Origin of the sequence: Bradyrhizobium tropiciagri, from assembly GCF_001189845.1 — a bacterium.
Classification (GTDB): domain Bacteria; phylum Pseudomonadota; class Alphaproteobacteria; order Rhizobiales; family Xanthobacteraceae; genus Bradyrhizobium; species Bradyrhizobium tropiciagri.
Genome location: NZ_LFLZ01000133.1, coordinates 1 through 11,297 on the forward strand (window position 1 = coordinate 1; position 11,297 = coordinate 11,297).

The 11,297-nt window shown below is 60.4% G+C and carries 7 protein-coding genes and 1 pseudogene; 7 read left to right on the forward strand and 1 reads right to left on the reverse strand.

The annotated features are described in order from the left end of the window. Positions 1 to 230 precede the first annotated feature (230 nt). A complete protein-coding gene (locus tag AKN84_RS43415) occupies positions 231 to 1,217 on the reverse strand; it encodes an alpha/beta fold hydrolase (RefSeq protein ID WP_050426462.1) in 987 nt (328 codons plus the stop codon). A 539-nt stretch (positions 1,218 to 1,756) separates the two neighbouring features. Here AKN84_RS43415 and AKN84_RS43420 point away from each other — a divergent pair. The 7 genes and pseudogenes from AKN84_RS43420 to AKN84_RS43445 all read left to right on the forward strand — a co-directional run bounded on the left by AKN84_RS43420 (position 1,757) and on the right by AKN84_RS43445 (position 11,261). Next, the gene (locus AKN84_RS43420; protein ID WP_050426463.1) at positions 1,757 to 2,602 is read left to right on the forward strand and encodes an ABC transporter substrate-binding protein; all 846 of its coding nucleotides are present in this window, start codon (positions 1,757 to 1,759) and stop codon (positions 2,600 to 2,602) included. 318 nt (positions 2,603 to 2,920) lie between these two features. Continuing rightward, complete coding sequence (locus AKN84_RS43425) at positions 2,921 to 6,298, forward strand: adenylate/guanylate cyclase domain-containing protein (protein WP_162240943.1); 3,378 nt, start codon at positions 2,921 to 2,923, stop codon at positions 6,296 to 6,298. 165 nt (positions 6,299 to 6,463) lie between these two features. Continuing rightward, positions 6,464 to 6,583, forward strand: a pseudogene (locus AKN84_RS46970) (LysR family transcriptional regulator); the annotation flags it as partial. 198 nt (positions 6,584 to 6,781) lie between these two features. Continuing rightward, positions 6,782 to 7,798 (forward strand): ABC transporter substrate-binding protein, encoded by a 1,017-nt coding sequence (locus tag AKN84_RS43430; protein WP_050426465.1) that lies wholly within the window; start codon positions 6,782 to 6,784, stop codon positions 7,796 to 7,798. A gap of 92 nt (positions 7,799 to 7,890) precedes the next feature. Next, positions 7,891 to 8,736: an SAM-dependent methyltransferase gene (locus AKN84_RS43435; protein ID WP_050426466.1), complete on the forward strand. Its 846-nt coding sequence runs from the start codon at positions 7,891 to 7,893 to the stop codon at positions 8,734 to 8,736. 561 nt (positions 8,737 to 9,297) lie between these two features. After that, positions 9,298 to 9,990 carry a cupin domain-containing protein gene (locus tag AKN84_RS43440; RefSeq protein WP_050426467.1) on the forward strand — a complete coding sequence of 231 codons (693 nt, stop codon included), beginning with the start codon at positions 9,298 to 9,300 and terminating at the stop codon, positions 9,988 to 9,990. Positions 9,991 to 10,376: 386 nt separating this feature from the next. Beyond that, positions 10,377 to 11,261, forward strand: a complete 885-nt coding sequence (locus AKN84_RS43445; protein ID WP_050426468.1) for an ABC transporter substrate-binding protein — start codon at positions 10,377 to 10,379, stop codon at positions 11,259 to 11,261. The last annotated feature ends 36 nt before the right edge of the window (positions 11,262 to 11,297 follow it).

The following is an 11,297-nucleotide window of genomic DNA, read 5'->3' on the forward strand; positions in this document are numbered from 1 at the left end:
TGCCTGACCTCAACCCAAAGCGCGGCGATGTCCGCTCCTGAGAGATGACCCGACAAGGGCATGCTGGCCGCCGAGAGCAGCTTGAGACCCCAAGCTGACATCTCGCACAGTTGTCTGTGATTTCCGCTTTAAGGGCAGAATAGGCCAAGGCTCAGTCTGGTGCTGAGGTCGGCTTGTGCTAGGTGCGCGCGAGTGACATCGTTCGGTCGCCAGACGCCCGACGAACTCGCTCACAAATGTCGCAAGAAATCGATCATCGCGGCGCTCACCTCCAACGCTCGCTCCTGCTGGGTCCAATGTCCGCAATCGGGGAGTATGACTTTGCCGCGCAATTGCGGCACGGTGTTTGCCAAGCTGGCGAGGACCCGGTCCATGCCTGGGAATGCCAATGCCGGGTCGCGAGCGCCGGCCATGTAAAGTGCGGGCACAGTGACCTTCGCGCCCTCAAACGAGGCTAACAACTCCCAATTTCGATCAATGTTGCGGTACCAGTTCAGACCGCCGCGAAACCCCGTGCGCTCAAATTCGCGGACGTAAAAATCAAGGTCGGCTTCTGTTAGCCAGTTCGGAAGGGAAGCAAGGGTTTGCCTCTCAGTGAGATATCCACCGTCACGCGATACCATTCCGACAGGGGGGTCACCGGGCAACCTCTCGCCGGCTGCTGACCAGCCGCCTAGCACCTTTAGGAAGGTTTGCCGAACATCGCGCTCAAGCTCGAACTCTGCTACGCCTGGCTCTTGGAAATAGAGCTGATAGAACACTGCATTCTTGCGCCGCGGCATGATCAGGGTAGGTGCTACCGTTGACCGCGGCAAGTACGGCTGGCAGAGGGCGATAACGGCACGGAAACGGTCGGGCCGCAGCAAAGCTGCGTGCCACGCGACCACCGCACCCCAATCGTGTCCAGCGATGACAGCCTGTTGAACGCCAAGCGCATCAAGGAGCCCCTCCATATCGCCGACGAGATGCAGAAGGGTGTATTGATCGATCGCCTCCGGCCGGTCGGACTTGCCGTAGCCACGCATGTCTAACGCGACAGCATGGAATCCAGCCGAAGCTAGCGCGGGAAGTTGGTACCGCCATGAATACCATAACTCCGGAAAACCGTGGCACAGGAAGACCAGCGGTCCGTCGCCCTGTTCAACGAAATGGAGATGAATCCCATTTGCCTGGATCGTGCGATGCGTAACGTCGCCTGTGGTCTGCGCGTAGCTCACACTAGATCGGCAGACAGCGCCAACCGCTGCCGCTCCAAGATGACCAATGAATTCACGTCGCCGCATGGTGATTCTCTCGTCAAACGGCACCCGCCATGGATATCCATCAAATGCCCTCATAGCTACCGCTTACTTGAGTTGGTTTCCTTTTTTCATTTGGCGAATGTCGCCTGTTGGCCCTTCGCTTCCGCTAATGCAGTGCAGCGACATGTCAGGTCACTGGGGTAGACCGGAAGTTTGCATCCGAGGGCCGAACCGACGCGATTGACCCGACTCGGACTTCCCGCGTTGACGCATGCGCCATGCGCTTGGCGAGCTGAGAATGCACTTGACGCAATTGCTCCCACAAGCCCGCCGCACGGTGCTAGTCTCGCCATCCATTAGCGCGGTCCTTGAGGGAAGGATACATGCGGCGGCGGGAGTTCATTACACTTGTGGTATCGAGCGCCGCTACATTGTCGCAGATGGACGCACGGGCACAGCAGTCATCCCCGGTTATCGGTATCTTAGGAAGCTCAACGGCTCGAGACTATAGTCCGATGATAGCTGCCTTTCGAAAAGGGCTGAGCGAAGCGGGCTATCTCGAAGGAAAGAATGTCGGCTTCGAATACGCATGGGCAGACGATCACTATGATCGGCTGCCTGCGCTCGCCACCAAGCTAGCTGAGCGACAGGTTAACCTGATCTTGGCGGCAGCGACGCCGTCGGCGCTGGCCGCAAAGTCGGCGACCACAACCATTCCCATCGTGTTTGCAATCGGCGGTGATCCTGTCAGCACCGGGCTAGTGACCAGCCTCAATAGTCCGGGCGGAAATGTCACGGGCGCAGCACATATCAACGTGGATACAGCGCCGAAACGTTTAGAACTGTTGCACGAGCTTTTGCCGGGCAGGAATTCGCTTGGGCTCCTGACGAATTCGGCCAATCCCTTGACACAAGCGGTTGAGAGCGGAGTAAAAGCGGCGGCCAGCGCTTTGGGCGTTAGGCTGACGACGTTTCACGCGAGCACCGACGAGGAGATCAACGCGACGTTCAATGATGCTGCCGGTTCCGTCGCTGGAATAGTGATCGGTACTGACCCGCTGTTTACGAGCCACGCCACCACGCTGGGTGCGAAGTCCCTCGAATACAAGCTTCCGGCTATCTATCAGTATCGAGACTTTGTGGTAGCTGGCGGCGCAATGAGCTATGGCGGCGACATTAGCGATTCCTATTATCATGCGGGCATCTACGCCGGGCGAATACTCAACGGCGAGAAACCGGCCAATCTCGCTGTACAACTTTCGACACGGGTGGAACTCATCATAAACCTGAAAGCGGCGAAGGCTCTCGGGTTAGAGGTACCCGTCGCATTGGTTGCCCGCGCCGATGAGGTGATCGAATAACCATGCCGTACGCTGCGGTGCATGAGTCCGGTTGTGGCCCTTCGCACATATTGCACCGCCACACGACCTCGGTCGCTAACGGGGCATAGCGGAAATCGACAGGCCGCCGTCTACTGCCGAGAGTGACGTTCGTGATCCGACATGAAGCCCCCCGGCGCCGCACAACGTATCGTCTGCCCCGCAGTCGAGCGTCAAGAACGTCCGCTTGGCTTGTTTAATCCAGCGGCGTACCATTACGGGGATATCGGACGAGTTCCCTGTGGTCCTGGTTCGGAGGCCCGGTCAGGCCACGACAAACCCGCCGGGGCGCGAGCCGCGATGCAAAAGATTGGGGACTGGCTTGAACAGATCGGCATGTCCGAGTACGCGCAGCGCTTCGCGGACAACGATATTGATTTCACGATCCTGGGCGAGCTGACCGATCAAGACCTTAGAGAACTCGGGGTGTCTTCGCTCGGCCATCGCCGCAAGCTGCTGCGCGCGATAGCCGAAGTGAATAGCGCGGGAAAAGACATGCAGCGTGTCGCCGTTGCGCCTGCGGCACCCGTTGCTTCAACATCGCACGACATCGCCGAGCGTCGCCAAGTCACGGTTATGTTCAGCGACTTGGTCGGTTCGACGGCGCTCTCCGCCCGCATGGACCCCGAGGACTTGCGCGAGGTAATCTCGGCTTACCAGACATGCGTCGCTGAGACCGTGCGTCGCCTTGGCGGGTTCGTGGCGAAATATATGGGCGACGGCGTCCTCATATACTTCGGCTATCCCGAGGCCCACGAGGACGATGCCGAGCGGGCGGTACGCGCCGGACTGGAGTTGGTCGCGGAAGTGACCGCGCTCAAGGCGCGCGTTGCGCTCCAAACCCGTATCGGCATTGCGACCGGGCTGGTCGTTGTCGGCGACTTGGTCGGATCGGGCGAAGCACAGGAGCGCCGCATCGTCGGTGAAACACCGAACCTCGCAGCGCGCCTGCAAGGGATCGCCGAGCCGAACATGGTCGTCATCGCCGAGAGCACGCGACGGCTCCTCGGCAATCTGTTCGAGCTTCAGGGTCTTGGGGCAAGGGAGCTCAAGGGTATCGCCGAGCCGGTTCGAGTCTGGGCCGCCCTGCGGGCGAGCTCCGTGGAAGGCCGCTTCGAGGCGCTGCACGCGACCGACCTGACTGCCCCGGTCGGGCGGGAGGAAGAGCTCGACCTGCTGCTCCGGCGCTGGGCTGCAGCGAAGAACGGCGAGGGCCAGGTGGTCTTGCTCTCTGGCGAGGCCGGCATCGGCAAGTCGCGGCTCGCAGCCGCGCTGCTCGAGCGCCTCGCCAGCGAGCCGCACACGCGCTTGCGCTATTTCTGTTCTCCGCAGCACGCTGACAGCGCACTCTATCCCATCATCGGTCAGATGGAGCGCGCCGCTGGACTGGCGCACGACGACACGCCGCAAGCGAAGCTCGACAAGCTCGATGCCGTGTTGTCGGGAAGCTCAACCTCGACGCAACACGCGGCACTCTTTGCCGAAATGCTGTTGCTTCCCAATGACGGACGCTATCCCGCGTTCGAACTGACGCCGCAGCAGCGCCGCCAGCAAACACTGGAAGCCCTTACCGCCCAAATCGAGGCACTGGCCCGTTCCAATCCGGTGCTGATGATCTTCGAGGACGCGCATTGGACCGACCCAACGAGCCTGGAAGCAATCGGTCGGGCAGTGGATCGGATTGCGAGCCTTTGCGTGCTGCTGATCGTGACCTTTCGGCCGGAATTCGAGCCACCTTGGATCGAGCGGCCGCACGTAACGGCTGTGACTCTCAATCGGCTGTCGCTGCGCGACGTCGGCGCCATGATCGACAGTGTCGTCGGCGACAGGTCTCTCCCGTCGGACATTCGAGAGGACATCATCGAGCGCACCGACGGCATCCCGCTGTTCGTGGAGGAGATGACGAAGGCCGTGCTGGAGGCGGAGAGCGAAGGCGACGCGCGACGGACCGCTTTGGCGATTCCGTCGCGGGCGCTGGCGGTCCCAGCGACCCTACAAGCCTCCTTGATGGCGCGGCTCGATCGACTCGGTCCGGCAAAGGAAGTGGCCCAAATCGGAGCGGCGATCGGGCGGCAATTTTCGCATGATCAACTGGCAGCGGTGGTGCGCAAGCCGGCGCAAGAACTGGAATCCGCGCTCCACCGTCTCATCGCCGCCGGTCTGCTGTTCCGGCAGGGCGTGCCGCCGCATGCGACTTATCTGTTCAAACATGCCCTGGTGCAGGACGCCGCCTACGACACGATGCTCAAGAGCCGACGTCGGCAGTTGCATGCGAGCATCGCCAAAGTCCTGATCGAGCGGTTCCCGACTTTGGCCGAGATTCAGCCCGAGATCGCCGCGCATCACTTCACCCAGGCGGGCCTCTGGGAGCCCGCCGTCGAATGGTGGGGCAAGGCGGGGGAGCGTGCCACGCACGTTTCCGCCTACAGCGAGGCGATTGCCCATCTCGAAAAGGCGCTCGGCCTCGTCGAGGAGTTAGCCGACAGTCCGCCCCTGCGCTCGCTGCGGCTGCGGCTCCAGACGACATATGGTTATGCGTTGCTTCATGGCCGGGGACAGGCCAACGCCCAGACCATTGCGGCGTTCGCACGGGCTCGCGAACTTGCCGCCGGCGTCGAAGACAGAAGCGAACGACTCACGGTCTTTTACGGCATGTGGGTAGGAGGATTCACGCGTGGGGACCTCCCGCAGATGCGTGAATTGGCCGACGCCTTTCTGAGCGACGTCCAGCACTCGCCCGGCTCATCGGAGTTCGGCATTGCGAATCGTGTGTTCGGCATAACTTGTTGGTTCCAAGGTGACTACGCCGCAGCGCGGGTGCACCTCGAAAAGGCTCTTGCAGCGTATGATCCTCAACGAGACCGTGAGCTTGCGTCCAGATTCGGCTACGAACCGGGTGTCGTTGCCAAGTTTTACCTCGCTCTGGTGCTTTGGCCGCTCGGCGAGGTCGATCGCGCAAGCGCCCTTGCGGCGGAGGCATTCAGTCTCGCGCTGCCGAGCGACCACATACCGACGATCGCGATCGCGCACTGGTATATGGGCAAATTCCACGCGATCCGTGGCAAGCCCCGCGAAGCCACCCCGCATGCGAGGGCTCTTCTGGCCCTCGCGCGCGAGCACGGACTGCCGATGTGGCTGGCGTTCGGAACATTCATCGACGGCTGGGTCCGCTTCTGTGCCGGCGATCTGGAGGGAGAAGCCGGCATGCGAAAAGGATCGGAACTCCTCCGCGACGCGGGCTCTCACTTCTGGAGGCCTGATCTCGGAACGTTGCTTGCCGAGGCCGAGGCGAAGGCGGGACGTGTCGACGACGCGCTCGCGACATTGGATGCCCAACTAGCCACCATCCAGCGTTCCGGCGAGGGCTGGTTCCAGGCCGAAGTGCATCGCAAGCGCGGTGAACTTTTCCTCAAGCAGGCGCCGCCCAATGTCGCGGCCGCCGAATTGGCGTTCGCGAAAGCCCTTGAGATCGCCCGGAGTCAGCAGACGCGAACTTTCGAGCTGCGCGCGGCGCTGTCACTGGCAAGGCTCTATCAAGCCACGGGCCGCATGCAAGCCGCCCGCACGTTGCTGCTTCCAGCGCTGGTCGGGTTCAATGAGGGAATCGAGGTTCCGGAGGCCGGAGAAGCACGACGCCTTATCGCGCAGGGCGACACCTACAGAACTGAATCGGACTGAAGTGGCATGGCACCTTTCGGATGAGTTCGAGGAATTAGCTGCCCGTCAAAATGCCTGAGTCCGATGGGGCCGGCCGTAAACATGGGCAGGCGCCTTATCCATTCATGGCGGCGTAGAGGTGGTAATGTGAGGCAGGTCGGTTGCTGGCGGGAAACTTTTGCGCCGGCCCTCTCCGATCTCTGGCTGCTCGCGCATCCCGATCTGGTCGAGCTCCCCGCGCTGCGCGCCGTGATCGGCTTCGTCACCGACAGCGCGCGCAAGGACCGCGTGAGGCTGCGCGGGTAGCGGCGCAATTTCACTCGGAATGGTCTGACGCGGCCCCGTCAAGCCGGGTTGCAATGTCCGCTGTGCGAGGAAAGCCGGACGTGGCGCCGCAGAGGCGTCAGGTCTCCGTTTGACCCCGAAGCGGACATCGGCGTCGCCATACAACACTCGCTTCCTGTGATAGCCTCAACCTAGGCGACCTCGGCGGGGGAGGCTCTCATGAGGCGGCGCGAGTTCATATCCTTTCTCGGCGGCGTAGCAGCCGCAGCAGCAGGGTTGACGGCGACGCGGGCTCAGCAGTCCGCGCGGGTGTGGCGGATCGGGTATCTCAGCTCAACCGAAGGATCTGATGAGCCGCAGGCGCAGTCTCGGCATCTGGTCCTAGAAACAGCTCTCGCGCGACTCGGCTACATTGAGGGCAAAAACCTTATTCTCGAACGCCGAATGCTTGGGGGCCAAGTGGAACGGTCAAACGAAGCGGCGGCCGAGCTTGTCGCGCTGCGGCCCGACCTGATCGTGGCGGTGAACACACCGGACGTCGCCGCCGCGATGTCGATGACGAAGACGGTCCCGATTGTGTTCGTCAATCCGGCAGACCCGATTGGCTCCGGATTCATAAATAGCCTTGCCCGACCGCTCGGCAACGCGACGGGGACCACCGGTCTTACAATCGATCTCATTGGCAAACGTCTGGAGGTGCTTCAAGAAATGGTGCCGGACCTAAAGCGGATCGCCTTCGTATCGATGGAAAAAGGGCTGTCTCCATCGCTAGATCGGGTAAACCAAAACAAATTCGACGTAGCAACGAAGGCAGCGGGATCTCTGGGACTGACGATCGCCTGGCGTTCCCTTTCCAAGTCCAGAGATGTGAACGCGCTGTTCGCGAAGGTCGCGGGTGAAGGAGACCAGGCGCTCTACGTTGTCTTCGACCCGCTGACCATTGAGGTTCGTGAACAGATCGCAAGACTTGCCATCGCATCCAAGATTCCGACCGCCTGCGAAATACGAGATTATGTCGTTTCCGGCGGTCTGATGTCGTATACATACGACCGAATGTCCAACTTCGAACGTGCCGCCTTATTCGTCGACAAGATTCTCAAGGGTGCCAAGCCCGCCGATTTGCCTGTCGAGCAGCCCACTAAATTCGAACTGGTCGTTAACCGCACCACTGCCAAGGCGATTGGAGTCGCAATCCCGCCTCCACTGCTCGCCCGCGCGGACGAGGTGATCGACTGAGGGCGGAGCGCTGTCTCCTTCTGGCCCAACTGAGACATTGGCGGTGCCCGAGCTATCGATGCTAAACTAAACCCAACAGAGGGATAGTTGGCATGCACCATGGACAGCCCAGTCAGACCGCTCGGGGTGCGGCCGCCCATCGCGCGATTCATCAGATATTAGAAGGCGGAGCTATCTTCAAAGATCCGTTTGCGTCGAGAATTTTGGACGAACGGACAGCGGTCTCCTTGAATGAAATGGCGGCCGACGAATCGCTGGGGCCAATGCGCTTGTTCATCGCCGCGCGCAGCCGGTTTTCCGAGGATGCCCTTGCAGCCTGCGTTGCGCGCGGCGTGCGGCAGATCGTTATACTCGGCGCGGGCCTCGATACGTTTTCCCTGCGCAACCCGTTTGCCCACACCGGCGTTCGTGTGTTCGAAGTCGATTACCCCGCAACGCAGGCCTGGAAGCGCGAGCGGCTGAAGGAAGCGGGATTGCCGCTACCTGCCTTGCTCACCTTTGTACCCATCGACTTCGAACGGCAGAGCCTTGCCGAGGGATTGGCTGGTGCCGGCTTTCGTAGCGACTGCCCCGCCTTCTTTCAGTGGCTTGGCGTCGTTGTCTATCTTTCACGAGAAGCGATCCTGGTAACACTCGACGTCATCGCCAGCATTCCGGCATCCGCAGTGGTGTTCGAGTACACCGAGCCGTTTGAGAACCATTCTCCCGAGGGCCGCGCCCGTCTGATGGCAGCCGCCGAGCAGGCTGCGGCGCGCGGCGAGCCCTGGCTCTCCTTCTTCAATCCGACCGAACTTTCCGCCATCCTTCGCGGCAAGGGGTTTACCGATGTCGAAGATCTCCGTGTAGCCGAGATGGTAAAACGCTATCCCAACGCGCTCGCGACAGGCCTCAGCATCAGCCCGGGCGGACACGTGGTGAGGGCTGAAAGGGCATTATGATGTAAAAAGGCCCCGGCATCGCCCTGGGCTTTTCGTTTGCCAGTGCCACAAGCGGCGATGTCCGATTCTGGCCCAAAGCTGCTGATCGGCTTGCTCGGCGTTTACGTCGGCTGCTGGAGGGACACCGAACCAGCTCGCCGAGCTGTGACCGATGCAGACTTCTAAAAGGGGCCGCTTCTATGTTCGCTGTGTCGGCTCAAGTGGTCGAGTGCCTACCACAGCTATGCTGGATCTTATCAACCGGCATCTTCAATCGTCGAGTCTGCAACGGTAAGCCCAGCTGACCGATGATTTCATCCCAGTCCGGAGCGCGCTGTCTTGCTTGCATCATTCGATCCGCTTGCGAACCTTTGGTCGTGGGCCTAGGGTCAGTGAGACGGATATTCGCGCTGGGTGATGTACGCTCTCGTGCGCCTGATTTTTTGCAGCGAATTTGCGTATCCGTTGACGGTCACCCATTAGCTACCGGCCCGGAACGAACGCGCGGAAATGCGTTTTGGCGAGCCGTTGTCGGCTGCGCAAGAACCAAGTCGTAAAAGCGCGCAAACTAGGGAGAGACCAATGAAACACGGACTCCTGGGGTTGTTGTTGGCATGCGCCTTGACTGCTCCCAGCTGGGGGGAAGAGGCGGAGAAACCCACAATTGTGCCGGTGACGAAGGCACCTTTTCACTTGTTCACGTTCCAGGATGACAACATGTCTCTTGTAAGTGTGACGTTGCCTCCGGGCTTTTCGACCGGCTACCATTCGCACGATCAAGATCTGGTTTTCGTCATCACGGCCGGCGCAAAGATAAAAAACCAAGTCCTTGGCAAAGAGCCGGTAGAGCTAGAATTCAAGACAGGGGAGGTCCGTTTTGCTTCCTACACGAAGACCCCGGGCGTGCATCAAGTCATCAATATTGAAAAGGACCATGCGATGCGGCTGCTGGCGTTTGCGATCGTCTATCCCGAACCGGGGCGTTACAGTGTCTCGACACGGCCCGCAAAGTACGAAGTGGCGCTGGATAACGATCGTGTTCGGGCTTGGCGGCTCAAGCTAAGCCCAGGTGAGAGTGCTCCGGCAATTCAGCAAACGTCTCCAGGTGCAAGGATCGTCGTTAGTGGCGGCACGGTGACCGAAAAAAGACCGGGGAAGCCGGATCAGCCACTGGTGCTGAACAATCACGACTTCATGGTGATGCCCGCCGAAGAGCGCGGCATTGAAAACAATGGAAGCAGTGCAGTAGAGCTGGTGGAGATCGAGCTGAAATAACCTGCTGCCTGCTCGCGGGCTGCTGCGCGTCAACAACCGTCGTTTCAGGCAAGTCGGCTTCTGGGCCCGCAGCCGACTTTTGCTCAGAGCCCTGCAACGTACGCTTTCGGGAGGTGAGCTGACCTAAGTCAGGCAGGCCGCCATGGGCGGCTATTGACCCCAAAGGCGACATCGGCGGCCTATGATTGTGGGTGAAATGACCGCTGAACCCCATTCCATCGACCGCAAGTCCTTGTTGTAATGCCGACGCAGTCGGCAAGGTCCAAGCCTTCGGCGGGTAGCAAATGCGACGACGCGATTTCGTTCAAGGAGTGGCCGTTTTAGCTGCGTGGCCGCTGGCGGCGGGCGCCCCGCAGCCGGATCGAGTGCGGCGGGTTGGCATTGTGATGCCCTACGCCAAGGGTGATACCGAGAGCGAAGCGTGGATTCAGGCTTTCAAGCAAGAGTTGGCACATCTTGGATGGGTAGACGGCCGCAACGTCCAATTCGACGAACGTTGGACCAACGACAACATGGATACGGTGCGGTCTCAAGCTGCAAGTCTGATATCGTCTAATCCGGACGTCGTAGTTGCCACCGGCGGCCGGGTAATCCCCGTATTGATGCACCTGTCACGCTCGATCCCGATTGTTGCTCCAGGAGTTGGCGACCCGGTTGGCGTCGGTGACACGCAAACGCTCGCGCATCCGGGAGGCAACGTCACCGGATTTGCGAGTTTCGAGCTGCCGGTGCTGACAAAGTCACTGGAGATGTTGAAGCAGATTGCGCCCGCTATTACTCGCGTTGCGATGATCTACAATCCCGACAATCCCAGTGCGGCCTTCTATCGGCGCACCTCCGAGGCTGCCTCTCGTCCGCTTGCAATCGAACCTGTTGACGCTCCTGTTTATGGACTTGCCGACATCGACAGGGCTGTTACGCGGCTCGCCGACAGTCAGAATGGTGGGATTTTTTTCTTCCCCGACGTCACGACTAGCCTGCTGCGCAACGAAATCGTCGCCCTCGTCGCCCAGCGCCACCTGCCGGCTATGTACTCCTATTCCTTTTTCGTGAGGCTCGGAGGCTTGGCGTTTTATGGAGCCAACCGAATGGAAATGTTCCGTCTATCGGCTAACTACGTCGATCGCATTCTGCACGGCGAGAAAGCCGGAGACCTGCCATTTCAGCAACCGACAAAATACGAACTAGTGATCAATCTGAAAACCGCGAAAGCGCTCGGACTTAATGTCCCGCAATCGCTTCTCGCCACCGCCGACGAGGTGATCGAATAGAGTTATTTTGCTGCAGCGCCGTTGGTCTCTTATTGG

Bases quoted from the DNA above. Each gene is read 5' to 3' on its own strand.
- AKN84_RS43425 (WP_162240943.1), top strand. From the start codon at position 2,921: ATGCAAAAGATTGGGGACTGGCTTGAACAGATCGGCATGTCCGAGTAC.
- AKN84_RS43430 (WP_050426465.1), top strand. From the start codon at position 6,782: ATGAGGCGGCGCGAGTTCATATCCTTTCTCGGCGGCGTAGCAGCCGCA.
- AKN84_RS43445 (WP_050426468.1), top strand. From the start codon at position 10,377: ATGCCCTACGCCAAGGGTGATACCGAGAGCGAAGCGTGGATTCAGGCT.
- AKN84_RS43440 (WP_050426467.1), top strand. From the start codon at position 9,298: ATGAAACACGGACTCCTGGGGTTGTTGTTGGCATGCGCCTTGACTGCT.
- AKN84_RS43420 (WP_050426463.1), top strand. From the start codon at position 1,757: ATGATAGCTGCCTTTCGAAAAGGGCTGAGCGAAGCGGGCTATCTCGAA.
- AKN84_RS43435 (WP_050426466.1), top strand. From the start codon at position 7,891: ATGCACCATGGACAGCCCAGTCAGACCGCTCGGGGTGCGGCCGCCCAT.